Origin of the sequence: Actinomadura sp. NPDC047616 (genome assembly GCF_040642915.1) — a bacterium.
GTDB lineage: Bacteria > Actinomycetota > Actinomycetes > Streptosporangiales > Streptosporangiaceae > Spirillospora > Spirillospora miaoliensis.
The window spans coordinates 210,934-232,859 of sequence record NZ_JBEYTB010000002.1; the positions used below are offsets into that span (position 1 = coordinate 210,934).

The window sequence follows — 21,926 nt, forward strand, 5'->3', positions numbered from 1 at the left end:
GCGGCGCGCGCGGCGGGAGCGCACGCGGCCGGGCGGTGCCGCGCGGCGACGACGCGCTCGTGGACGGGCTCGGCGCACCGTTGAAACGAGCGCGGTCTCCGGTGCGTCACATGACGCTGAAGGGCCCTCCGGAGAATCACGCACGACACGTCCTCCGGAACGGCACCGTGGAAGTCAGGGTTTACCACGATGTCCCCGCACCCGGGGGGACGCCATGGTTGTTCCCGAGCTGGGGAGGTCGATGGACATGGAGCGACCCGTCGCGCGCTACACGCACGAAGGCGTGGAGAAGGCCGAGATCTCGGTGCACCCGTTCTCCACCGAGGACGGTCTCGGGCTGAGCCTGACGCGTTTCCACCGCGCCGACTGCGACGACGTCGTGCTGCTCCTGCACGGGCTGCCGGCGTCCAGCGACATGTTCATCATGCCCGAGCACTACAACATGACGAACTTCCTGCTGGACAACGGGTACACCGACGTCTGGGCGCTGGACTTCCGGATGAGCAACCGGTTCCCCTACAACGCCGAGACCAACCGGTTCAGCCTCGACGACATCGCGCTGTACGACCACCCCGCCGCCCTGCGGGAGCTGCGCCGCCACATCGGCGACCGGCGGGTGCACGTCGTCGCGCAGTGCCTGGGCGCGGTGTCGTTCTTCATGAGCATGGCCGCGGGCCTGGTCACCGACGTCACCAGCGCGGTGTCCAACAGCGTCTCGCTGGTCACGCGGGTGCCCGCCTGGTCGCGGCTGAAGCTGAACTTCGGCCCCGGCATCGTCGAGTACGGGTTCGGGGTGTCGGTGCTGGACGCCTACTCGGCCTCGGCGGCCCGCTTCACCCGCAACCGGATGATCTCCCGGCTGGTCTCGGCGGTGCACCGCGAGTGCGACAACCCCGACTGCCACATGGTCAGCTTCATGTGGGGCAGCGGGCGTCCGGCGATGTTCTACGACCACGACAACCTGGCGCCCGAGACGCACCAGCGGTGGGCCGACCTGTTCCCCGTGACGGGGCTGAGCTACTACCGGCACATCCGCAAGATGGTCAAGGCCGGGTACGCGGTGAAGAACCTGCCGGGCGACCCGCGCTACGCCGCGCTGCCCGACAACTACCTGCGCGACGCCCCCGAGAACCTGCCGCCCAGCCTGTTCCTGACCGGCTCGGACAACCGCGTGTTCACCGACTCCAACATCGTCTGCCACCGGATCCTGTCGCGCAGGGCGCCCGGCCGGCACTCGCTGAAGATCCTGCCCCGGTACTCCCACGTGGACCCGATCGTCGGCCGCAACGCGCACATCGACGTGTTCCCGGCCATCCTGGCGCACATCCAGGAGCACAGCCACGCCCGGCAGGTGGCCTGATGGAGCACGTCGACACGGTGGTCGTCGGGTCCGGGTTCGGCGGCTCGGTGGCCGCGTACCGGATGGCCGAGGCCGGGCGGTCGGTCGTGCTGCTGGAGCGCGGCCGCCCGTACCCGCCCGGCACCTTCCCCCGCTCCCCCGCCGAGATCGGCCGGGCGTTCTGGGACCCCGAGGCCGGGCTGTACGGGATGTTCGACGTCTGGAGCTTCAAGGGCTTCGACTCGGTGGTGTCGTCCGGCCTGGGCGGCGGGTCGCTCATCTACGCCAACGTGCTGCTGCGCAAGGACGAGCGGTGGTTCGTCACCGACCTTCCCGGCGGCGGGCACGAGGTGTGGCCGGTGAGCCGTGACGACCTCGACCCGCACTACGACGCGGTCGAGAAGATGATCGGCACCGACGTCTACCCGCTCGACCGGCCGCCCTACGACCACACGCCCAAGGCGCACGCGATGCAGGACGCCGCCGCCGAGCTGGGGCTGCACTACAGCCTGCCCCCGCTGGGGATCAGCTTCGCCCCGTCGCGCGGCGCCGAGCCGGCGGTGGGCCTGCCGCTCGCCGAGCCGTCCTACGGCAACGTGCACGGCGTGCAGCGGCGCACGTGCCGGCTGTGCGGCGAGTGCGACATCGGCTGCAACGACGGCGCCAAGAACAGCCTCGACCACACCTACCTGTCGGCGGCCGCGTTCCACGGCGCCGACCTGCGCACCGAGCACGAGGTCAAGGGGTTCCGGCCGCGGCCCGGCGGCGGTTACGAGGTCGACTACGTCCACCACGACGTGAACGTCAGGAAGGACAGGCGGCCGGTCCGGACGATCGCGTGCGAGCGGCTGATCCTGGCGGCGGGCACGTACGGCACGACGTTCCTGCTGCTGAAGTCGCGGGCGGCGCTGCCGAAGCTGAGCAGGGCGCTCGGCACCCGGTTCAGCGGCAACGGCGACCTGCTGACGTTCCTGCTCAAGGCCAAGGACCGCGACCGGGTCCGGCCGCTGGACGCCAGCCGCGGCCCGGTCATCACCAGCGCGATCCGGCTGCCCGACAGCCTGGACGGCACGCCGGGCGCCGGGCCCGGCGCCTACATCCAGGACGGCGGCTACCCCGCGTTCGTCGACTGGATGGTGCCGGGGCTGGAGCCCGACGAGCAGGTCGTGCGGGTCGTCAAGTTCCTGTGGCAGCGGTTCGTCGAGTTCTTCAAGGACGCGCCCGACACCAACGTGTCCCAGGAGCTGTCGGACCTGATCGGCGACGGGGCGCTGTCGGTCAGCTCGCTGCCGCTGCTGGGCATGGGCCGCGACACCGCCGACGGGCGGCTGGAGCTCAAGGGCGGGCGGCTGAACGCGTCGTGGAGCACCGAGTCCAGCCAGGCGCACTACGCGCGGCTGCGCAAGACCATGCGGGGCATGGCCGACGTGCTCGGCGCGGAGTACGCCGACAACCCGATGTGGTTCCGCAAGCGGGTCATCACCGTGCATCCGCTGGGCGGCGCGCCGATGGGACGGCATGAGGGCGAGGGCGTCTGCGACGCCTTCGGCGAGGTGTTCGGGTATCCCGGTCTGTTCATCGCCGACGGGGCGGCGATGCCGGGGCCGGTGGGCCCGAACCCCTCGCTGACGATCGCGGCGATGGCCGACCGCCTGAGCTGCCGGGCGCTGGAGAGCACCGCGAGCCGGGGCCTGGGGACGTGCCCCCCGCCGCGCGAGGGCACCGGCGCACAGGAGACGGGGGACACGCGGGACACGGGGGCCGGGCCGGCCTCGGGGGAGGCCGGCCCGCCTGGAGGGGCGGGGAACGACACGGCGTACGGGGCGGATTCGGGGCGCCCCGAGCGGGGCCGGGGGACGTCCCCCGGGGCGGCCGCCCGTACGTCGCTGTCGTTCACCGAGGTGATGAAGGGGTTCGTGACGTTCGGCGAGGGCGACCCGCGCGCGGGCGAGCTCGCCGAGGCGCGCGAGCGCATCACGTTCCGCCTCACCATCACCGCCGACGACGTCGACCGTTTCCTGGACGAGCCCGAGCACACCGCACGGGCCGACGGGTGGGTGGAGTCCGCCGGCTGCGGGGGCCGGCGGTCCGTCCTGCGGGGCTGGTTCAACTGCTTCGCGCCGGCGGGCGCGGACGACCGCCGCCTGATGAAGTACCGGCTGTACTTCACCGACGGCGAGGGCCGGCCCCGCACCCTGACCGGGCAGAAGAACGTGCTGCACGGCCCGCCCACGCGGATCTGGCCGGACACCTCGACCCTGTACGTGCGGATCCTGGACGGGCACGTGGCCGAGGGCGAGGACGCCGAGGCGGTGGCCGCCGGGGTGATGCACATCCGGCTGCCCGACTTCGCCCGCCAGCTGACGACGTTCCGCACGTCCGGTGAGGACGGCGCGGCGGCGCTGGTGCGGTTCGGCCGGTTCTTCGCCGGCGAGTTGTGGGAGGTGTACGGCCCCGACGCGGCGTGACGGGGATCGCGTCAGGGCCGGACAAACGCGCGGCGCGAGGGAACTGCGGGGTGCCCTCGCGCCGCGCCTTTACTTCACGTGGCGGGGCCGCCGTGCCGCGCGCGGGCGCGGCGGGTCAGGACGCGGGTGCCTGCCCGTAGAGGCGTTCGACGTGCAGCCTCACCACCAGCCGCTGGTCGTCGACCATGGCGCGGCGGTAGTCGTCCCAGTCGGGGTGCTCGCCGCGCACGGCCCGGTAGAGGTCGACCAGTTCACCGACGGCGGCGTCGTGCGGGTCGGCGGCGACCGCCGACAGCTCGGCGGTGCCCTCGGCGACCGCGTACGCCCAGCCGTCGGAGGTCGTGACGTGCAGGCTGGCGCGCGGGTCGCGGCGCAGGTTGCGGGTCTTGGCGCGGGTGTCGGTGACCGACACGCGGATCAGCCGCCGGTCGGGGTCGAAGTGGTAGGTCACGTTGGACAGCTGCGGCCGCCCGTCCTTCCTGATCGTGACCAGCACGCCCAGGTGCCGGTCGGCCACCAGCTTCGCCAGGGCCGCCTCGTCCGCCATCGTGTGCCTCCCGTGGAACGCGTCGGATGTCCGTCTGGTCAACCTCCGGGGCGCGGCGCGGCTTCCCGCATCCCGCGCCCGGACCGTTGAACCCTTCCCGCTCGGCGCCCCGTACTGCCTTCCGACGCGGCACCACGCCACAGCGGAGGAAGCACATGAACGTCCGGGGACGGGTCGTCCTCATGGGGACCGTGGTCGCGGCCTGCACGACGCTTGCGGGCTGCGGTCTGTTCGGCGGCGCCCCGCGGGGCGCGGCGCCGGCCGGTCCGCCCTCGGGCGCCGCCGCCGTGGGGGCCGCCGGTGACCAGCCGTCGTCGGGCGGGTGGCCCTGGCGGGGGACGCCGCCCATCGAACCCCGGGGCGCCGCCACCCCGACCGGGCTGCGCGCGATGCAGGACAACCAGCTCGGCACGATCCTGGTCGACAACCGGGGACGCGCCGTCTACCGGTACGACCGGGACAGCCCCCGCCCGTCGCTGTCCCGGTGCGTGGGGCCGTGCGCGCAGACGTGGCCGCCCGTGCTGTGGACGCCGGCTCTGAACGTCTCGGGCGTGGAGCGGGCCAGGATCGGCCGGATCAGGCGGGCCGACGGCGCCCTGCAGGTCACCGTGGGCGGCTGGCCGCTCTACCACTACTCCCGGGACACCGTCCCCGGCGACCAGAACGGTCAGGGCGTGAACAACCTCTGGTTCGTCGTCAGGCCCAACGGCACCAGGTCCCAGGCGGGCACCGGCACGGCCGACGCCGGGGCGGGTGACGCCGGTACGGGCACGGGCCTCGGCACCGGCGCGGGCGCGGGCACGGGCCTCGGCACCGGGGCGGGCGCGGGCACGGGCCTCGGCACCGGGGCGGGCGCGGGTGCCGGGACCGGGGCGGGCGCGGGCGGCGGCTCCGGTGGTGGTGTCGGCGGCGCGCCCGGTGCGGGGGCCGTCCCCGGTAGCTGACCCGCGTCCCTTCCCGACCTTCCGTTCCCCCCATCAGCGGAGATCCCCGAATGGCCCACAGATCCTCGACCACCGTGGCGGCGCGCCGCCGCCCGCGCGGCGGTGACGGCGGCACCGGACCGTGGAGCTGGTTCCGCGGTCCCCGCCCCGCCGACGCCGTGGACGACCAGGTGATCGTCACCGAGCTGTACCGCGTGTACGGCCGTCCGCTGCTGTCGTTCGTGCTGCGGCTGACCGGCGGCGACCGGCACTGGGCCGAGGACGTCGTCCAGGAGACGATGATCCGGGCCTGGCGCAGCGCGCACCAGCTCGACGCCAACGCGACGTCGCTGCTGCCGTGGCTGGCCACCGTCGCGCGCCGCATCGTCATCGACGACCAGCGCCGCAAGAACGCCCGGCCGCAGGAGGCGGGCGAGGGCCCGCTGGAGAACATGCGCGCCCCCGACGGGTTGGAGGACCTCCTGCGATCAGTCGTCGTGTCCGAGGCCCTCCAGTCGCTGTCCCCCGCCCACCGCGAGATCCTCAACGAGACCTTCTTCCGGGACCGTTCGGTCAACGAGGCCGCCAAGCAGCTGGGCATCCCCGTCGGCACGGTCAAGTCCCGGGTCTACTACGCGCTCCGGGCGCTGCGCGTGGCCCTGGAGGAAAGGGGCGTCACGCCGTGACCACCGGCACATCGCACATCGACGTCGGCGCCTACGCCCTCGGCCTGCTGGAGGAGCCGGACCGGCGCGCGTTCGAGGCCCACCTGTCGGCCTGCATGCCCTGCCACGAGGAGCTGGCCGTGCTGCGCGGGGTCGCGGCGCAGCTGCACGGCATGCCGCCCATCGAGGACCCACGCGACGTCACGCCGGTCCCTCCGCCGCCCGAGGTGGTGTCCGACCTGCTGCGGCACCGGGCGCGCAAGGTGCGGCGCGGCCGGGCCGGGCGCGCGCTGGCCGGCGTCGCGGCCGGGGTGGTGCTGCTGGCGGGCGCGTTCGGCACCGGGGTCACCATGGCCGGGGACCGGACCGGCGACGGCGGCGGCACCGGTGACGGGGGCGCCGCGGCCGTCGGCGCCGGCCCGTCGGTGCGGGTCGTGGACGGCAGCGTCGAGACGCTCATGCGGGACGGGCATCGCGTCACCGCCTCCGATCCCGGCACCGGCGTGACGGGCACGGTCGCAATGGAGTCCAAGCTGTGGGGCAGCCGGGTGGGGCTGCGCCTGTCCAAGGTGCGCGGCCCGCTGCAGTGCGAGCTGGTCGCCGTCGACCGGGCGGGCCGCGCGCACACGGTGGCGGGCTGGTCGGTGCCGGCCAAGGGCTACGGGCTGCCGGGCTCCCCCGCCCCGCTGACGCTGCAGGGCGGCACCGCGCTGACGCCCGCCGAGATCGCCCGCTTCGAGGTGCGGACGATAGGCCAGGGCGGGGGCCGCACCCTGCTCACCGTGCCCACCTGAGCCCGCGGGGAGGCGCCGCGTGTCGCCCGCCCTGCGGCGGTGCCTCCCCGCTTCCGCACCCGGGCCCGGAGCGCTGCCTGGGCCGGTGTCCGACCTATCCCCCGCCTTGGCTCGGACGCCGCCCTTTCCGGGCCGTTGGGTGGACGGCTGCACGGCCACGATCCGTCCTCGTGGCCGTGCAGTCCGTTCATTGGGCCGGGGACGTCTCCCCGGGGAGCAGGGCTGCGCGGTGACGGGCGAGGGCCAGCGCGGGATAGCACTCCTGGGGCAGCGGCTGGTCTGCGTTGTCGAGAGCGGCGCGCAGCCGGGGCCCGACGGCCGCCGGGTCGTAGGGCTGCACGACGCACAGTTCGGCCTGCATCGCCTGGCGGGCGGCGGCCATGAGCGCGGGCACGTCCCCCACGATGACGACCTCGCTCGGGACGTCGCCGTGTCCGAGCCGTACGGCGAGCGCGTGCAGAGCGGATCCGTCGGGGGTGTAGCGGAATTCGCAGATGAGCCTGTCGCCGTCCAAAGGCCCCTCTTGGACGAGCCACACCTGCCCTGGGGTGACCTGGCCGAGCCGGCGCGCCCAGGGCGGTTCGTCGTCGGGAGTGCGGGTCGCGCTTCGGGCGGCGCGGGCGGCCGCCGGACGGGCCTCGGCCGGTCCGATCGCGGCGAGCGCGCGCAGGAACAGGCGCGCGGCGGGCGTCCCGGCGGACCGCAGCGTGGTGATCAGGTCCGCGAGGGCGGCGCGGCGCGCGGCGGGGTTCGGGGCCGCCGCCTCCAGCGTGCCGAGCTGCGCGGACGTCCACACCTCGGCCCGCAGCGCGTCGGGCAGCCCGGGCAGCTCGCCGGCGGCCCGCACGTACGCCTCGTAGACCTCGCGCAGGGCGGGCAGCATGAGCCGGGGGCGGCCGCCGGGCGGGGCGTCCGGTCGGGTGGTGCTCATCGGTTCAGGTTAGGCGACCCCGGCGGGCGCCCGGACCCCGGCGGGTGCCAGGGCCGGTGCCCGGGTCCCGCCCGGCGCGGGTGCCGTGCGCGCGCCGGGCGGGACGGGTTCGTCAGCGGCTCAGCCTCCGGTGCCGGCGCGCCGCCAGCGGCAGGAACACCGCCGTGATCAGCAGCGGCCAGGCCACGGCCAGCGCCAGGCTGTGCTCGGCGGCCCAGGAGCCGTCCGTCGCCGGGCCCGGGTTGCCGAACAGCTCGCGCGCGGCGGTGACCGTGGCCGACATGGGGTTCCACTCGGCGATCGCGCCGAGCCAGCCGGGCATCGTGCTCGGCGCGATCATCGCGCTGGACAGGAAGCTGACCGGCCAGACCAGGATCTGCACCGCCACCAGCGACTCCGGCCCCTTGGCGGCCAGGCCGAGGTAGAGGCCGACCCACAGCAGCGACCAGCGCAGCAGCAACAGCAGCCCGAAGGCGGCCAGGGCGCGGCCCGCGCCCTCGTTCCAGCCCCAGCCGATCAGCATGCCGGTGCCGGCCGTGACCAGCAGGTTCAGCGTCGACTGGAGCATGTCGGCGACGGCCCGTCCGGCCACCATCGCCGTGGCGGACACGGGCATGGCGCGGAACCGGTCGGTGACGCCCTTGGCGGCGTCCCCGGAGACCGCGGCGAACGTGGCCTCCACCCCGAAGATCATGATCATGGCGAACATCCCGGGCATGATGAACTCCCGGTAGTTCCCGCCGCCCGGCACGTGCATCTGGCCGCCGAACACATAGCCCATGATCAGCACGACCATCACCGCGAACATCAGGTCCCCGGCCAGCTTGCCCGGCTGCCGCGACCAGTGCGCCAGCGACCGGCCGGTGATCGTCCAGGTGTCGGCCAGCGCCCAGCGCAGCCTGCCGAGCGCGCCCGCCGGGGGCTCGGGGACCCGCCCGTCGAAGGTGAGCGCGCTCATGCCGCCACCTCCGCGGCGGGACGCTCCCCGGTGAGCCGCAGGAACACCTCGTCCAGTGTCGGCCGGCGCAGCCCGATGTCGGCGACCGCGACGCCCGCGTCGTCCAGGGCGCGCACCGCCTCGGTCAGCGCGGCCACCCGGTCGGTGACGGGCGCGCCGACGCGCCCGGTGTCGGCGTCGACGTCGGGCGCGGTGCCGCTGACCCTCTCGACGACGGCCGCCGCGGCGGGCACCGCGGCCGGGTCGGCCACCACCACGTCGAGGCGGTCGCCGCCGACCCGTTCCTTGAGCCGGTCCGGGCTGCCCTCGGCGATGACGCGGCCGTGGTCGATCAGCGAGAGGGTGTCGGCGAGCCGGTCGGCCTCCTCCAGGTACTGGGTGGTGAGCAGGACGGTGGTGCCCCCGGCGACCAGGCCGCGCACCGCCTCCCACACCTCGATGCGGCTGCGCGGGTCCAGGCCGGTGGTCGGCTCGTCCAGGAACAGCACGGGCGGCGCCAGGATCATGCTGGCGGCCAGGTCGAGCCGGCGCCGCATGCCGCCGGAGTACTTCCCGGCGGGCCGGTCGGCGGCGTCGCCGAGCCGGAACCGGTCGAGCAGCTCGTCGGCCCGGCGCCGGGCCGCGGCCGCTCCGAGGTGGTAGAGCCGCCCGAACATCACCAGGTTCTGGCGGCCGCTGAGGATCTCGTCGACCGCGGCGTGCTGCCCCACCAGCCCGATGCGCGCCCGGACGCGGGCGGCCTGCCGCGTCACGTCGTACCCGGCGACCTCGGCGCGGCCCCCGTCGGGCCGCACGAGCGTGGTGAGGACGCGGACCGTCGTCGTCTTCCCCGCCCCGTTGGGCCCGAGCAGCCCGTGCACGGTTCCGGCGGGGACGGCCAGGTCGACCCCGGCCAGGGCCTCGGTGTCGCCGTACCGCTTGCGCAGCCCCTCGGCGACGACCGCGTGCTGGGTCGTGCTCATCCGCCCACTCCTTCTCTGTATGCCGTACGGAGTTAATGCCCGGCGAGTATAACGTACGCCGTACAGAGTTTTGTTCCGCAGCATGCCTCCGGGCGCGGGCGGGTCCTCAACGCACGCCGGTCCTTTGCGAGGATGGGCGGGTGACCACCGAGTACAGCGGGACCGGAGACCCCCGGCGCAGCCTGGAACTGCTGTGGGGCGGACAGGAGCGACGACCCCGGCGCGGCCCGCGTCCCCGCCTGACCGTGGAGCGGATCGCCACCGTCGCGATCGGCATCGCCGACGCCGAGGGCCTGGAGGCGCTGTCCATGCGGCGCATCGCCGAGGAGCTCGGCGTGTCCACGATGTCGATCTACACCTACGTGCCGGGCAAGGCCGAGCTGATCGACGTCATGCTGGACCGCGCCTACGGCGAGCCCGCCCCGTCCGACGAGGTGCCCGGCGGCTGGCGGGCGCGGCTGGAGCACATGGCGCGCGAGCACTGGGCGCTGTACCACCGCCATCCCTGGATGCTGCAGGTGTCCACCGGGCGCCCGCCGCTCGGCCCGAACCTGCTGGACAAGTACGAGTCCGAGCTGCGCGCCGTGGACGGCCTGGGCCTGACCGACGTGGAGATGGACTCGGTGGTCGCCCTGGTGACCGGGTTCGCCCAGAGCGCGGCGCGCACGTCGGTCGAGCTGGCGCAGGCCGAGCGGCGCACCGGCTTGACCGACGAGCAGTGGTGGGAGGCGACCGCGCCCGTCCTGGACAAGTACGTCGACGCCGGCCGCTACCCGCTCGGCAGCCGGATCGGCACGTCCGCGGCCAAGGAGTACGGCGGCACCATCGGGCCCGAGCACGCCTTCGAGTTCGGCCTGGGCCGGGTGCTGGACGGCATCGAGGTCCTGATCCGCTCCCGCACCGGCGACGCCTGACCCGCCTCGCGCCCGGCCGCCGCCGCGGCGGGTGCGGCGGCGGGGTCAGCGGGCGCGGCGGGCCTTGGCGTGACGGGTCGGTTCGGCCGTCGCGGGGTCCTCCGGCCAGGGGTGACGCGGGTAGCGGCCGCGCAGTTCCGCCCGTACGGCCCGGTAGCCGTCCCGCCAGAAGGAGGCGAGGTCGGCGGTGACGGCGGCGGGACGCCCGGCCGGTGACAGCAGGTGCACCACCAGCGGGACGCGCCCGCCGGCCAGCCGGGGCGCGGCGTCCCAGCCGAACAGCTCCTGCAGCTTGACCGCCAGCACGGGACGCTCCCCGGAGTAGTCGACGCGGACACGGGACCCGGACGGCACCTCGACGCGCTCGGGCGCCAGCTCGTCCAGCCGTGCCGCGCAATCCCAGGGCGGCAGGGCGCGCAGCGCGGCGGCCACGTCGAGGCGGGCCAGGTCGGCGCGGCGGCGGGCCCCGGCCGCCGTGATCCAGTCGGCGGCGTGCTCGACCAGGGACGCGTCGTCCACCATCGGCCACGGGTCCCCGAGCGCGCGGCGGCAGAACGCCAGCCGCTCGCGCAGCGCGACGGCGGCGGGCGTCCAGGTCAGCAGGCCCAGCCCCTCGGCGCGCAGGCCGTCCAGCAGCGCCGCCCGCACCCGCTCCGGATCGGGCCCGGGCAGCGGACGCACCGTCAGCTCGATCGCGCCGAGCCGCTCGACGCGCCGGGCGGCCACGTCGCCGTCCCGCCAGGCGACCTCCTCGTCCTCCTCCAGCAGCGGCGCGGCGGCGAGCCGGGCGATGTCCTCGTCGATGACGACGGCCTGCCGGACCCGCGCGGAGGCGGCCCCGGCGGGACGATCGGCCACCGCGACGGCCAGCCATTCGGCGCGGGCGGCGGCCAACGCCGACCCGTCGGCCAGGGCGGCACCGGTGCCCGAGGCCATCAGGTAGCCGCCGTCGGGCCGAATCCGCGCCACACGCTCCGGAAACGCCAACGCGACGACCGTGCCCGCCACCGCGTCGTCATGCCCCGCGGCCAGCGGCGGGCCGTCCGGCAGGGCGTTCTGCAGGCGTCTGGCCTCGTCGCGCCAGCGGGCGGCGTGGGCGTCGGCGGGCGGCCCGGGGCGGCGCAGCGTGCGCCACACCGCGGTGAGGTCGTCGCCCGCGCCGCGCGGCGGCGGCTCCGACAGCAACGCGACCACCTGCGCGGCGGCACGGGCCCCGACCCGCGCGGCGCCGTCCACCAGCGCCCGCGCCAGGCGTGGATGGACGCCGGCGCGCGCGAGCGCACGTCCGCGTTCGGTGACCCTGCCGTCGCCGTCCACCGCGCCGATGGCGCGCAGCGTGCCGTGCGCGGCGCGCATCGCCGCCTGCGGAGGGGCGTCCAGCAGCGCCAGGCCGGCCGCGTCCGGGTCGCCCCAGCAGGCGGCGTGCAGCGCGAAGGCGGTCAGGTCGGCCAGCTCGATCTCGGGGCGGGGACGGGCGGGCAGCCGTTCGTGCTCGGCCTGGGTCCAGCAGCGGTAGACCGCGCCGGGGGCCTCGCGTCCGGCGCGTCCGGCGCGCTGCTCGGCCGCGGCGCGCGAGACCCGCACGGTGGTCAGGGCGCCGAGGCCGCGGGCGTGGTCGGTGCGGGGTTCGCGCGCCAGCCCCGAGTCGACCACGACGCGCACGCCCGGCACGGTGAGGCTGGACTCGGCCACCGAGGTCGCCAGCACCACTCGCCGCCGCTCCCCCGGCGCCAGCACGGCGTCCTGCACGGCGGCCGGCGCCTGGCCGTGCACCTGCAGCACGTCCACGCCCGCGCCGGACAGCAGCCCGGCCACCCGGGCGATCTCCCCGGCGCCCGGCAGGAAGCACAGCACGTCGCCGTCGCGTTCGGCGAGGGCCCGGCGCACGGTCGCGGCGACATGGCCCAGCAGCGCCGGGTCGACGCGCATGCCGTGCGGCGGCGCGGGCGGCCGCTCCGGCGCCGCCCAGATCACCTCGACCGGATGCAGCGCCGCCTCGGTCTCCACGACGGGCGCGGGGACGCCGTCCGCGCCGTCGGCGTGGGCGCCGCCCAGCAGGCGCGCCCACGGCGCGGTGTCGGCGGTGGCGGACGCGGCGACCAGGCGCAGTTCGGGACGCAGCGCGGCGCGCACGTCGAGGAGGAAGGCCATCGCGGTGTCGGCGTCCAGGTGCCGCTCGTGGCACTCGTCGAGGACGACCGTGGCGACGCCGGCCAGTTCCGGCTCGTCCTGCAGCCGCCGCAGCAGCACCCCCGTGGTCACCACCTCGATCCGCGTGCCGGGACGGTGCTCGCCGCGCACGCTGACGCCGACCCGTCCGCCGACCCGCTCCCCCAGCAGCCAGGCCATGCGGCGCGCGGCGGCCCGCGCGGCCAGGCGCCGCGGCTCCACCACGATCACCTTGCCGCCCGGGTCGGCGGGCCCGTCCGGCGGCAGCAGCCCCGCCAGCGCCGGCGGGACGAGCGTCGTCTTGCCCGTGCCCGGGGGCGCCGCCAGCACGGCGACGCCGCGTTCGTCCAACGCCGCGCGCAGCCCGGGCAGCGCTCGGCGCACGGGCAGCGCGGTCAGGGCCGCTCGGAGACGTTCGTCAGGCACCGCTCCAGTGTGCCGGGCGTCCGGTGGCGGTCATGCCGCCGCGTCGTCCATGATGTGAGAAACACCACGCGCGAAAAGGGCTCCCGACCCTTGCGGTGATAGTTGCACCGCGTATTTCAGCAGTGCGCGTAGAACGTTCTAAAGCAGCCGCCGAGAACACGCGACAGATGCTTCGTCGCGCTCCGGCGACCAGCGATATCTCTTCCACCGCAGTTGCTTTCCGGACGGAAGCTCCTCACCGGGGGACGACAGCGGGCCGGAGCTCAGGTATCCCGATAATCGAGTCGTCATCGCAGGCGCAGGGAAGGATTCGGGATGTTCGGCAGCTCCATCTACCTCCGCGACAGGGAGGCCTTCACCGGCGGATCCCCGCAGGCGGTGTACGAGGAACTGTGGCAGCGCGACCGAAAGGGCAGGCTGCGCACCCGCGCCATTCTCGCCGGTGTGACGCTTGTGCTCTGCGCGGTACTGGTGAACGGTGTTTTCGCCGTCGCCATGGCGTTGCTGGTCGCGGGGGCCGACGCGACGGTGCAGTGGTGGCTGTACCACCGTTCCCATGTGTGGCGGCGTGGGCTGCGCGGCGACCAGCGCATGGCCCGGCTGCTGCGCTTCACGCTGGAGCGGCGCGGGCACCGGGTCCTGCACGCCCGCACCATTCCCGGCCACGGCACCGCCGACCAGGTGCTCGTCGGCCCCGGCGGGGTGTGGCTGATCCGCAACGACGCCTGGCACCCCGAGACCGAGATCGGCAGGTTCGGCGGACGGCTGTTCATCGACGGGCGCACCCGCACCGCCATGACGCGCGAGCTGAAGGAGGCCGCCGCCACCGCCGGGCGGCTCATCTCCGAGCGCGCCGACATGGAGCTGAAGGTGGTGCCCGTCCACGCGGTGCACGGCGGCAAGCTGCTCAAGAGCCCGTTCACCGCCGACGGCATCCTGTTCGCCCGGCCGCTGCGGCTGCTGCTGTGGATCCGCCGCCACCCGCACGCCGTCCTGTCCCCCGAGGACGTCGAGACGGTCGCCCGCGCGGCCGTGCACGCGCTCCCCATCGGCGGCCGCACCATGACGTCCGAAGCCGCCTGAACGTCCTCCGCACCGGCCGTACGCCACCCGAGGACGCCGAGACGGTCATCCGGGCCGCCGCACCCCGCACCAATGCCCGCCGTCTGTCGCTGGCGCGCCGCCACCCGCGGACGGCGACGCGCCAGCCAACGCCCTCAGCTCCTCCTCGGCACGTCCGCCGGTCATGGGCGCTGAGGATGAGCGGTGGATCGGGCAGGGGTTCGTTCAGCTCGTGCGACGGCCGGTGCGCCACAGCCAGTACAGGCCGATGACGGGCAGCACCAGGGGGATGAACCCGTAGCCCTGGCCGTACACCGACCACACCGTCTCGTCGGGGAACGCCTCCTTGTCGGCGAGACTCAGCGACCCGACGGCGAGCACGCCCACCAGCTCGATCGAGCAGGACGCCAGCGCCACCCGCCGTGACGTGCGTCCGCCCAGGGCGAGCGCCACGGTGGCCAGCACGTACACGGCCGCGGCGAACGCCGACAGCGAGTAGGCGACGGGCGCGTCGGAGAAGCGGGTCGCCATCTGCACCGCGGCGCGCGCCCCGGCCGCCAGCGCGAAGATCCCGTACACGGCGACCAGGATCCGCCCGGGGCCGCTGCCCGTCCCGGCCTCCTCGGCCGTCCCGGCGGTCTTCTCGCGCACGTCCTCAGACAACGGTGCCCTCCCACAGCTGCCCGAGACGCACCACCATCACCGACACGGCCAGGCACGCCACCACGATGACGCCCGGGCCCCAGCGGGTCCGTTCGAGCAGCCCCCAGCCCGCGCTGACGACGGGGATGAGCACGACGCCGATGAGGTAGCCGACGAAGGTGGCGGTGTCGCCGGGCCCCTCGTCGCCGGACAGCTTGACGAAGCCCACCACCATCTGGGCGACCAGCAGCGCCTCCAGGACGCCCAGGGCGGCCAGGTGGTCCCAGCCCATCGCCCGGTCGCGCAGGGTCGTCACCAGGCTGTAGGCGGCTGCCAGCAACGACGCGATGATGATCACGGTGGAGAGGGCGCTCGACATAGCAGTCCCGAGACTACTACCGCCTGTAGAGCACCGGCCGTCCGGTCCCGTGGAATCATGAACGGCGTGAACGCGCTCGACGGCCTCATCCTGACCCGGCACGGGGAGAGCACCGGCAACCTCGCCTACCGCGCGGTGCAGGGCACCGACGCCGAGGAGACCGAGATCCCCGAACGCGACGCCGACATCCCCCTCACCGACACCGGACGGCTCCAGGCCGCCGCCTTCGGCCGCTGGCTGGCGGAACTGCCCGACGACGAGCGTCCCACCAGGGTCGTCACGTCCCCCTACCTGCGCGCCCGGGACACCGCCCGCATCGCCCTCGCGCAGACCCCGTTCGGGCCGGACGAGCCGGGCGGGCTGCGCATCGAGATGGACGAACGGCTGCGCGACCGCGAGCAGGGCATCCTGGAGGGCCTCACCCCTCTCGGCGTGCGCCGCCGCCATCCGCAGGAGGCCGCGCGCATGCGGCGCCTGGGCAAGTTCTACTACCGCCCCCCGGGCGGCGAGTCCTGGACGGACCTGGCCCTGCGGCTGCGCAGCTTCTACCGCGACCTGGACCTGTCGTCGCCGGGCGCCCGGGTCCTGGTGGTCGCGCACGACGCGATCGTGGTGATGACCCGGTACATCGTCGAGGACCTGTCCGAGCAGGAGATCATGGAGATCGAGAAGGATCCCATCGGCAACTGCTCGGTGACCCGCTGGCAGCGCCACGGAGGCATGCTGCGCCCCGCCGCCTTCAACGACTGCCCCCACCTGCTCGACGCCGATCCCGCCACCCCGTGACCCCCGGGCGGGCCCCGGCACGGTGACGCCCCCGGACTTTTCGGAGTCGAACTCACAGAACGCGTCCGAATCACGTCGGACGGCAAGCGGAATTGACCGGCCCCGGCATTTGCACGGTGGGTGCGTAAACGGTCGCAACGTGCTCGCGGCCGTCGAACCGCTAAAGGCTCGGACGCGGATCGCGGCCGGCGCGTAAGGCGCCGGGCGCCGCGGCCGTCCGTCCTGGGCGACGAGGACACGACGCGCCTGGCATTGGCACCCCCATGTCGCACCTGACCTGGCAACACGTGCGCCCGCCCCTGAACCGGCTCCCTTTGCGCACGCCCGACTGATCTTGAGTGCGGACTGTGCGTCCACGCACGTTCACTGAAACAACGTCAACCGTTATGCGGGAGTTCGCCTAAAGTTTAAAGACCCTCTCCGCCGCGTTCCGAGGAGCCTCTATGACCGTGGTCTCAGGTCTCGTCCGATACGTCGCCGCGGAGGCGGAGCGCCGCCTGCGAGAGGGACTCGACCTGATGTCCCGGCTCGGACAGGACCGGACCCGGCTGGACGCCTACGACGAACGCCTGCGCCGCATGGAGCAGACCCTCGACGGCCAGCAGGCCGAACTGCGCTCCCTGCGCGCCGACCTCGACTCGCTGGTCACCCAGCTCAACGACCGCGTCCTGCCCCGCCTCGACGAACGCATGGACGACACCGAACGCGACCTCGCCACCGTCGCCACCGGCGTGCTCCGCCAGGGCCGCGACAACGCGGCCAACGGCACCCGCCTGGAGACCGTCGAACAACGCGTCGGCGACCTGCGCTCCCGCCTGTCCCGCGTGGAACAGCGGGCCGGCCTGTGGCGCGACCTCCAGGCCAACCTCGCCCGCCTCGGAGAGGACCTCGACGCCCTGCGCACCCGCCTCACCGCCACCGACAACCCGCTGGGCACCGAGGCCCGCCCCTGACCCGCCACACATCGGAAGGGCTGCTTCCTGGTGGCGTCGCCCGATCGCCATCGGCCGCAAGCCCCGCGCCATGTGGGTGATGACCTTCCACTCGGCGTGCGCGCGGATCCTGCGCCGCGGGCCAAGCCTCGGCTTCCCCTCCAGCCTCTCGATCCACGACCAGGCCGACGCGCAGCGGCCGATGGCCGTGATCCCGGTGGCGGCCGGCCTCCCGCCGACGGGCAGAATATGCGCATGGCCCAGTCTTCGACCGTGAGCGGTCGCGTGATCGTGGTGGCGGGCGCGGGCGGTCCCGCAGGTCAGGCCGTGGTGCGCCGGCTGGCGGCGGACGGCGCGCGGGTGGTGGCGGCCGACGTGCGCCCGCAGCGGTGGGAGGAGCACAACGTGTTCCCCGCGGTCGTCGACCTGCTCGACGCCGACGGCACCCGCGCCTGGGCGGACGAGGTCGCCGCCGAGCACGGTGCCGTGGACGGGCTGATCCACCTGGTGGGCGGCTGGCGCGGCGCCAAGTCCTTCGCCGACACCGACCTGGCCGACTGGTCGCTGCTGCACGACCTGCTGATCCGCACGCTGCAGCACACCACGCTGGCGTTCCACCAGCAGCTGCGCCGCTCCCCCGCTGGACGGTTCGCGATCGTGTCGCAGCCCGGCGCGCGGCGTCCCACCCAGAGCAACGCCGTGTACGCCACCGCCAAGGCGGCGGCCGAGACGTGGACGCTGGCGCTGGCCGACGCGCTGTCCGGCAGCTCCGCGGCGGCGACGATCCTCGTCGTCAAGGCCCTGCTGACCGACGCCATGAGGCAGGACGCCCCGGACGCCGACTACTCCGGACACACCCACGTCGACGACCTGGCCAAGGCCGTTACCGCACTCTGGGACCGCCCCGCCGACGAGCTGAACGGACGACGTCTTGACCTCACCGGCTCCTGACGGCACCCGCGCACCGGACGCCGGCTTCGCCAGCGACAACTGCGCAGGGGCGCACCCGGAGATCCTCGCCGCCCTGACCGCGGCCAACCAGGGCTACCAGGGCGCCTACGGAGACGACGCGTACACCGCACGGCTGCGCGAGGTCGTCCGGCGGCACTTCGGCGACCAGGCCGAGGTGTTCCCCGTCTTCAACGGCACCGGCGCCAACGTCGTCGCCCTCCAGGCGATGTCGGAACGGTGGAGCTCGGTGATCTGCGCCGAGGGCTCCCACATCAACGTGGACGAGTGCGGCGCCGCCGAGAAGGTCGCCGGGCTCAAGCTGGTCCCGGTGCCCGCACCGGACGGCAGGCTGACACCCGAGCTGGTCGACCGGTACGCCTGGGGCTGGGGCGACGTGCACCACGCGCAGCCCAGCGTCGTGTCCCTGACGCAGAGCACGGAGCTGGGCACCGTCTACACCGCCGAGCAGCTCGCGGCACTCACCGCCTGCGCCCACGAGCGCGGCATGCGCGTTCACATGGACGGCGCCCGTCTCGCCAACGCCGCGGCCTCGCTCGACGTCCCCCTCCGCGCCCTCACCACCGACGTCGGGGTGGACGTGCTGTCGTTCGGCGGCACCAAGAACGGCCTGCTTCTGGGCGAGGCCGTCGTCGTGCTCGACCCCGCGGCGGTACGCGGCCTGCCCTTCCTGCGCAAGGCGGGCATGCAACTGGCGTCCAAGATGCGCTTCATCTCCGCCCAACTCGTCGCGCTCCTCGACGGGGACCTGTGGCTGCGCAACGCCCGCCACGCGAACGCAATGGCCCAGCGCCTGGCCGAGGCCGTCCGTCCCCTCCCCGGAGTGCGCATCACCCGCCCCGTCGAATCGAACGCGGTCTTCGCCACCCTCTCCAGCAAGGCCGCCGCCCGCCTGCGCGAGCACTACACCTTTTCGACCTGGGACGAGCAGACCGGCGAGGTCCGCTGGATGTGCTCATTCGCCACGACGGAACACGAGGTCCAAGCCTTCACCTCCGCCCTCTCCAAAGCCCTCACCGCCTGACACCCCCACGGCGAACGCCCCCCGGCTCACGACACAAAGACGCCCTTCAACAACAGGCCACCTGGGGAGAAGCCCCCGGCAACAACGCGAAATCCGCACGGCGCACATCGCGGCGGTGAAATGCAGGGCGGGTCCGTTGCAGGCAGGCGTCTTCTGCCCTCGAGAGACCGAGGCGGGGTGCTGGATGAACAGGCGCTTGGTCGGCGGGTTATCGTGTCACCGAACACGATTCGGTACAGGAGGCGAGCCGGATGGCCAACCGCACGTTCGTCGTCGGCGTCGGCATGACCAAGTTCGAGAAGCCGGGCTCCCGCGACTGGGAGTACCCGGACATGGCCAAGGAGGCGGTCGGCAAGGCTCTCGAGGACGCCGGGATCGCCTATGACCGGATCCAGCAGGCGTACGCGGGCTCCATGTACGGCGCGATGGGGCAGCGTGCGCTCTATGAGGTCGGCATGACCGGCATCCCGGTGATGACGGTCGCCAACGCGTGCGCCACCGGCTCCAGCGCCCTGTTCCTGGCCCGCCAGGCGGTCAAGGGCGGCCTGGCCGACTGCGTCCTCGCCCTGGGGATGGAGAAGATGCAGAAGGGCTCGCTCGGCGCGGGCGTCGGCAAGTCCAGGGTCACGATCATCGACCACCATCTGACGTCGATGACGGCGGGACGCCCATGGGAGATGGACAAGGCACCCATGCCGCAGATGTTCGGCAACGCGGGGCGTGAGCACATGGAGAAGTACGGGTCGACGCCCGAGCACTACGCCTGGATCGGCTGGAAGAACCACAAGCACTCGGTCAACAACCCGTACGCCCAGTTCCAGGACGAGTACACGCTCGAAGACATCCGGAACGCGCCGATGATCTACGAGCCGCTCACCAAGCTGCAGTGCTCCCCCACCTCCGACGGCGCCGCCGCCGCGATCGTGGTCAGCGAGCGGTTCCTGGAGGAGCACGACCTCGCCGGCCGGGCCGTCGAGATCGCCGGGCACCACATCGCCACCGACACCCCCGACAGCTTCGCTGACCACTCCTCCATCCAGGTCGTGGGCTTCGGCTGCTCCCGGCGCGCCGCCCGCGCCGCCATGGACGAGGCCGAGGTGTCGATCGACGACGTCGACGTCATCGAGCTGCACGACTGCTTCAGCGCCAACGAACTGATCACGTACGAGGCGCTGGGCATGGCAGCCGAGGGCGAGGGCCACAAACTCGTCGACGACCAGGCCACCACGTACGGCGGCCGGTGGGTCGTCAACCCGTCCGGCGGCCTGATCTCCAAGGGCCACCCGCTGGGCGCCACCGGCCTCGCCCAGTGCGCCGAACTCACCTGGCAGTTGCGCGGCGAGGCGGACGCGCGCCAGGTGGAAGGCGCCCGGGTCGCCCTCCAGCACAACATCGGCCTGGGCAGCGCCTGCGCCGTGGCCGTCTACAAGCCCGCAACGTAAGCGCACCCATCCGCCACGGGAGGCGCCCCCTGGCCCACCCGCACAAACCCACCACTCCTGACCTCGCCCAGCGGCCGATACAGCACAGACACTGACAACCCAGGTCCCCACCGCCAAAACCGCAGCCCTCCTGGCGCCGGACCACTGGCCCATCGCTTCTGCCGCAAGCCCCACCGCGACCTGGCCTCGCTCGGGGGCGTGCAGACGCCTCCGGCGGCCAGGCGCAGAACGCCGAGCTGACCGGCCAGGCAGAACCGGCGAACCCGCCCCCCTGCCGCCACGGCGGCAGGGGGGCGGCATCGCCCACCGACGTGCGACTGACAGCGCAACGCCGCCCGAACGACGCGGGCACCCCCGCCAATCACCGCCCACGCCGCAACCACCCGAACACCACAGAGCCCCACCGCCAATCACCACCACCGCAGAAAGGCCGCACGCATCACCCAAGCGCCCCCCACAGTGATCGAGCGGACTGGACTTTGGCGGGGGGCGCGGTTGATTTCGTCCGCGAGGACGAAGTTGACGAAGACGGAGCCGGGGTTCAGAGCCTCGGCCCGGCGGCTGGGGCGTCGGAAAGGAACGATGCGGAGCCCGCATCTGACACCGGGGTGCCCCGCAACCCGTGAGACAAATATTGACTTTCGTCTCACGACCTCTACTCTGGGGGCACCCGTCAGGGAGGTGCGATGTCCGCCTCGTCCACCCGCCCGGCGGCCGGGGCGCCGCTGGGGCCGGGGTCGCTGCTCTGGAAGTACGCCTCCGACCTGCGCTCTCTGTTGCCCGGCGCCGCCGCGGGGCTGATGCAGCTGATGCATCCGGGCATCGGCGCGGGGGTGGCCGAGCACTCGGCGTTCTTCGACGCGCCGTTCGACCGGATCTACCGGTCCGTTCCGCAGATCTGGGCGACGATCCTGACCCCGGACGGCGAGCGGCGCGGCCACGCGATCCGTGACCTGCACCGCGGCGTAGGCGGGGTCGACGAGCACGACCGCCGCTACCACGCGCTGGAGCCGGAGACGTTCTGGTGGGCGCACGCCACGTTCACCTGGGAGATCTTCAAGGCCGCCGAGATGTTCCACCCGGAGACGCTCAAGGCCGAGGACCGCCGGCGTCTGTACGACGAGACCGTCACCTGGTACTCCCGCTATGGGGTCAGCATGCGCCCGGTGCCTGCCGACTACGCGGCCTTCCAGTCGAAGTTCTGGCACATCTGCGCCAAGGTTCTGGAACTCACCCCGGCGGCGGCGCGCGCCCTGGACATCGCCAGATACGGATCCGACACCATCTCCCTCATGCCGGTGGGCGGGCCGCGGCTGGAGCGGGCCGGACGCCTGTTCGCCGAACGGCCCTTGCGCCTGGTGACGTTCGGATGCCTGCCGCCGATCGTCCGGGAACGCTTCGACATCCCGTGGAGCGCCACCGACCAACTCCGTTTCGCAGCCTTCGCCGTGGCCAGCCGCCAGGGCTACCGCATGCTCCCAACGCGTCTCAATCACTGGACGATGCGCAACACCCTGCGCTACATCGGCTCCCAAACCCGTGCCCAGCGCTACCAACCCGCCGCCTAAACCACTCCCCCACCAAAAACGACCCC

20 protein-coding genes are annotated in these 21,926 nt (G+C 73.7%); 13 read left to right on the top strand and 7 right to left on the bottom strand.

The features are described 5' to 3' along the window. The first annotated feature begins 247 nt into the window (after positions 1 to 247). Complete coding sequence (locus ABZ801_RS05240; RefSeq protein WP_344951673.1) at positions 248 to 1,360, top strand: alpha/beta fold hydrolase; 1,113 nt, start codon at positions 248 to 250, stop codon at positions 1,358 to 1,360. Next, positions 1,360 to 3,807 carry a GMC family oxidoreductase gene (locus ABZ801_RS05245; protein ID WP_360693123.1) on the top strand — a complete coding sequence of 816 codons (2,448 nt, stop codon included), beginning with the start codon at positions 1,360 to 1,362 and terminating at the stop codon, positions 3,805 to 3,807. Before ABZ801_RS05240 ends, ABZ801_RS05245 begins: the two co-directional genes overlap by 1 nt. A gap of 115 nt (positions 3,808 to 3,922) precedes the next feature. Here the strand turns inward: ABZ801_RS05245 and ABZ801_RS05250 are convergent, their stop codons facing one another. Continuing rightward, on the bottom strand, positions 3,923 to 4,354 hold the full coding sequence (locus ABZ801_RS05250) for a PPOX class F420-dependent oxidoreductase (RefSeq protein WP_360693126.1): 432 nt from the start codon (positions 4,352 to 4,354) through the stop codon (positions 3,923 to 3,925). A 155-nt stretch (positions 4,355 to 4,509) separates the two neighbouring features. Between ABZ801_RS05250 and ABZ801_RS05255 the strand changes: the two genes are divergently transcribed. From ABZ801_RS05255 to ABZ801_RS05265, 3 genes are read left to right on the top strand one after another with little or no spacing between them, the layout of a single operon-like run. After that, positions 4,510 to 5,298 (top strand): hypothetical protein, encoded by a 789-nt coding sequence (locus tag ABZ801_RS05255; protein ID WP_360693129.1) that lies wholly within the window; start codon positions 4,510 to 4,512, stop codon positions 5,296 to 5,298. Positions 5,299 to 5,348: 50 nt separating this feature from the next. Beyond that, positions 5,349 to 5,963: a sigma-70 family RNA polymerase sigma factor gene (locus ABZ801_RS05260; protein WP_344951683.1), complete on the top strand. Its 615-nt coding sequence runs from the start codon at positions 5,349 to 5,351 to the stop codon at positions 5,961 to 5,963. Continuing rightward, the gene (locus tag ABZ801_RS05265) at positions 5,960 to 6,736 is read left to right on the top strand and encodes a zf-HC2 domain-containing protein (RefSeq protein WP_360693135.1); all 777 of its coding nucleotides are present in this window, start codon (positions 5,960 to 5,962) and stop codon (positions 6,734 to 6,736) included. Before ABZ801_RS05260 ends, ABZ801_RS05265 begins: the two co-directional genes overlap by 4 nt. A gap of 187 nt (positions 6,737 to 6,923) precedes the next feature. Here the strand turns inward: ABZ801_RS05265 and ABZ801_RS05270 are convergent, their stop codons facing one another. The 3 genes from ABZ801_RS05270 to ABZ801_RS05280 all read right to left on the bottom strand — a co-directional run bounded on the left by ABZ801_RS05270 (position 6,924) and on the right by ABZ801_RS05280 (position 9,587). Then, complete coding sequence (locus ABZ801_RS05270) at positions 6,924 to 7,667, bottom strand: hypothetical protein (protein WP_360693138.1); 744 nt, start codon at positions 7,665 to 7,667, stop codon at positions 6,924 to 6,926. Between the two features lie 112 nt (positions 7,668 to 7,779). Beyond that, positions 7,780 to 8,625, bottom strand: a complete 846-nt coding sequence (locus ABZ801_RS05275; protein WP_344951691.1) for an ABC transporter permease — start codon at positions 8,623 to 8,625, stop codon at positions 7,780 to 7,782. Further along, positions 8,622 to 9,587, bottom strand: a complete 966-nt coding sequence (locus tag ABZ801_RS05280; protein ID WP_360693141.1) for an ATP-binding cassette domain-containing protein — start codon at positions 9,585 to 9,587, stop codon at positions 8,622 to 8,624. The genes ABZ801_RS05275 and ABZ801_RS05280 overlap by 4 nt, the downstream gene beginning before the upstream one ends. Before the next feature lie 140 nt (positions 9,588 to 9,727). Between ABZ801_RS05280 and ABZ801_RS05285 the strand changes: the two genes are divergently transcribed. Further along, on the top strand, positions 9,728 to 10,501 hold the full coding sequence (locus ABZ801_RS05285) for a TetR/AcrR family transcriptional regulator (RefSeq protein ID WP_344951697.1): 774 nt from the start codon (positions 9,728 to 9,730) through the stop codon (positions 10,499 to 10,501). Between the two features lie 45 nt (positions 10,502 to 10,546). Here ABZ801_RS05285 and hrpB read toward each other — a convergent pair whose 3' ends face one another. Beyond that, on the bottom strand, positions 10,547 to 13,096 hold the full coding sequence (gene hrpB, locus ABZ801_RS05290) for an ATP-dependent helicase HrpB (RefSeq protein ID WP_360693144.1): 2,550 nt from the start codon (positions 13,094 to 13,096) through the stop codon (positions 10,547 to 10,549). Between the two features lie 315 nt (positions 13,097 to 13,411). Between hrpB and ABZ801_RS05295 the strand changes: the two genes are divergently transcribed. Further along, positions 13,412 to 14,179: a nuclease-related domain-containing protein gene (locus ABZ801_RS05295; RefSeq protein ID WP_360693147.1), complete on the top strand. Its 768-nt coding sequence runs from the start codon at positions 13,412 to 13,414 to the stop codon at positions 14,177 to 14,179. A 204-nt stretch (positions 14,180 to 14,383) separates the two neighbouring features. Here ABZ801_RS05295 and ABZ801_RS05300 read toward each other — a convergent pair whose 3' ends face one another. Both ABZ801_RS05300 and ABZ801_RS05305 read right to left on the bottom strand, forming a co-directional pair. Then, positions 14,384 to 14,821: a hypothetical protein gene (locus tag ABZ801_RS05300; protein WP_360693150.1), complete on the bottom strand. Its 438-nt coding sequence runs from the start codon at positions 14,819 to 14,821 to the stop codon at positions 14,384 to 14,386. Beyond that, a complete protein-coding gene (locus tag ABZ801_RS05305; protein WP_360693153.1) occupies positions 14,814 to 15,179 on the bottom strand; it encodes a hypothetical protein in 366 nt (121 codons plus the stop codon). The genes ABZ801_RS05300 and ABZ801_RS05305 overlap by 8 nt, the downstream gene beginning before the upstream one ends. Before the next feature lie 57 nt (positions 15,180 to 15,236). On the opposite strand from ABZ801_RS05305, the gene ABZ801_RS05310 reads away from it, so the two are divergent. The 6 genes from ABZ801_RS05310 (at position 15,237) to ABZ801_RS05335 (ending at position 21,900) form a co-directional block, all read left to right on the top strand. Next, on the top strand, positions 15,237 to 15,965 hold the full coding sequence (locus ABZ801_RS05310; protein WP_360693156.1) for a histidine phosphatase family protein: 729 nt from the start codon (positions 15,237 to 15,239) through the stop codon (positions 15,963 to 15,965). 443 nt (positions 15,966 to 16,408) lie between these two features. Next, positions 16,409 to 16,918 (top strand): hypothetical protein, encoded by a 510-nt coding sequence (locus tag ABZ801_RS05315; protein WP_360693159.1) that lies wholly within the window; start codon positions 16,409 to 16,411, stop codon positions 16,916 to 16,918. A 252-nt stretch (positions 16,919 to 17,170) separates the two neighbouring features. Next, positions 17,171 to 17,848: an SDR family NAD(P)-dependent oxidoreductase gene (locus ABZ801_RS05320; RefSeq protein ID WP_360693162.1), complete on the top strand. Its 678-nt coding sequence runs from the start codon at positions 17,171 to 17,173 to the stop codon at positions 17,846 to 17,848. Next, on the top strand, positions 17,829 to 18,890 hold the full coding sequence (locus tag ABZ801_RS05325; RefSeq protein ID WP_360693165.1) for a low specificity L-threonine aldolase: 1,062 nt from the start codon (positions 17,829 to 17,831) through the stop codon (positions 18,888 to 18,890). Before ABZ801_RS05320 ends, ABZ801_RS05325 begins: the two co-directional genes overlap by 20 nt. 251 nt (positions 18,891 to 19,141) lie before the next feature. Beyond that, the gene (locus tag ABZ801_RS05330; RefSeq protein ID WP_360693168.1) at positions 19,142 to 20,332 is read left to right on the top strand and encodes a lipid-transfer protein; all 1,191 of its coding nucleotides are present in this window, start codon (positions 19,142 to 19,144) and stop codon (positions 20,330 to 20,332) included. Positions 20,333 to 21,018: 686 nt separating this feature from the next. Then, entirely contained in the window at positions 21,019 to 21,900 is an 882-nt protein-coding gene (locus ABZ801_RS05335) for an oxygenase MpaB family protein (RefSeq protein WP_360693172.1), read from the top strand. The last annotated feature ends 26 nt before the right edge of the window (positions 21,901 to 21,926 follow it).

What these genes read in the sequence shown, in the direction of transcription:
- ABZ801_RS05240 (WP_344951673.1), top strand. Translation starts at nt 248, where the DNA reads ATGGAGCGACCCGTCGCGCGCTACACGCACGAAGGCGTGGAGAAGGCC.
- ABZ801_RS05245 (WP_360693123.1), top strand. Translation starts at nt 1,360, where the DNA reads ATGGAGCACGTCGACACGGTGGTCGTCGGGTCCGGGTTCGGCGGCTCG.
- ABZ801_RS05250 (WP_360693126.1), bottom strand. Translation starts at nt 4,354, where the DNA reads ATGGCGGACGAGGCGGCCCTGGCGAAGCTGGTGGCCGACCGGCACCTG.
- ABZ801_RS05255 (WP_360693129.1), top strand. Translation starts at nt 4,510, where the DNA reads ATGAACGTCCGGGGACGGGTCGTCCTCATGGGGACCGTGGTCGCGGCC.
- ABZ801_RS05260 (WP_344951683.1), top strand. Translation starts at nt 5,349, where the DNA reads ATGGCCCACAGATCCTCGACCACCGTGGCGGCGCGCCGCCGCCCGCGC.
- ABZ801_RS05270 (WP_360693138.1), bottom strand. Translation starts at nt 7,667, where the DNA reads ATGAGCACCACCCGACCGGACGCCCCGCCCGGCGGCCGCCCCCGGCTC.
- ABZ801_RS05275 (WP_344951691.1), bottom strand. Translation starts at nt 8,625, where the DNA reads ATGAGCGCGCTCACCTTCGACGGGCGGGTCCCCGAGCCCCCGGCGGGC.
- ABZ801_RS05280 (WP_360693141.1), bottom strand. Translation starts at nt 9,587, where the DNA reads ATGAGCACGACCCAGCACGCGGTCGTCGCCGAGGGGCTGCGCAAGCGG.
- ABZ801_RS05295 (WP_360693147.1), top strand. Translation starts at nt 13,412, where the DNA reads ATGTTCGGCAGCTCCATCTACCTCCGCGACAGGGAGGCCTTCACCGGC.
- ABZ801_RS05305 (WP_360693153.1), bottom strand. Translation starts at nt 15,179, where the DNA reads ATGTCGAGCGCCCTCTCCACCGTGATCATCATCGCGTCGTTGCTGGCA.
- ABZ801_RS05310 (WP_360693156.1), top strand. Translation starts at nt 15,237, where the DNA reads ATGAACGGCGTGAACGCGCTCGACGGCCTCATCCTGACCCGGCACGGG.
- ABZ801_RS05315 (WP_360693159.1), top strand. Translation starts at nt 16,409, where the DNA reads ATGACCGTGGTCTCAGGTCTCGTCCGATACGTCGCCGCGGAGGCGGAG.
- ABZ801_RS05330 (WP_360693168.1), top strand. Translation starts at nt 19,142, where the DNA reads ATGGCCAACCGCACGTTCGTCGTCGGCGTCGGCATGACCAAGTTCGAG.
- ABZ801_RS05335 (WP_360693172.1), top strand. Translation starts at nt 21,019, where the DNA reads ATGTCCGCCTCGTCCACCCGCCCGGCGGCCGGGGCGCCGCTGGGGCCG.